This window comes from Lonsdalea quercina subsp. quercina, assembly GCF_000688695.1.
Taxonomy (GTDB): Bacteria; Pseudomonadota; Gammaproteobacteria; order Enterobacterales; family Enterobacteriaceae; genus Lonsdalea; species Lonsdalea quercina_D.
This window is the reverse complement of the sequence record NZ_JIBQ01000034.1, coordinates 1-756: the sequence shown is the minus strand read 5'-3', so window position 1 is coordinate 756 and position 756 is coordinate 1. Positions and strand designations below refer to the sequence as shown.

Here is a 756-nt window from a genome sequence, read left to right as displayed (position 1 = left end):
GAAGTCCCAGGGAAGACTCATCTCGGGGCAAGTTTCCCGCTTAGATGCTTTCAGCGGTTATCTCTTCCGCACTTAGCTACCGGGCAATGCGATTGGCATCACAACCCGAACACCAGTGGTGCGTTCACTCCGGTCCTCTCGTACTAGGAGCAACCCCCCTCAATCTTCCAACGCCCACGGCAGATAGGGACCGAACTGTCTCACGACGTTCTAAACCCAGCTCGCGTACCACTTTAAACGGCGAACAGCCGTACCCTTGGGACCTACTTCAGCCCCAGGATGTGATGAGCCGACATCGAGGTGCCAAACACCGCCGTCGATATGAACTCTTGGGCGGTATCAGCCTGTTATCCCCGGAGTACCTTTTATCCGTTGAGCGATGGCCCTTCCATTCAGAACCACCGGATCACTAAGACCTGCTTTCGCACCTGCTCGAGCCGTCACTCTCGCAGTCAAGCTAGCTTATGCCTTTGCACTAACCTCCTGATGTCCGACCAGGATTAGCTAACCTTCGTGCTCCTCCGTTACTCTTTGGGAGGAGACCGCCCCAGTCAAACTACCCACCAGACACTGTCCGCAACCCCGATTAGGGGCCCACGTTAGAACATCAAACATTAAAGGGTGGTATTTCAAGGTTGGCTCCATGCAGACTGGCGTCCACACTTCAAAGCCTCCCACCTATCCTACACATCAAGGCTCAAGGTTCAGTGTCAAGCTATAGTAAAGGTTCACGGGGTCTTTCCGTCTTGCCGCGGG

At 54.6% G+C, this 756-nt stretch carries 1 rRNA gene; it reads right to left on the bottom strand.

Annotated features, from left to right (window positions below):
* Positions 1–756: ribosomal RNA gene (locus tag SB13_RS16965) — 23S ribosomal RNA — on the bottom strand; the annotation flags it as partial.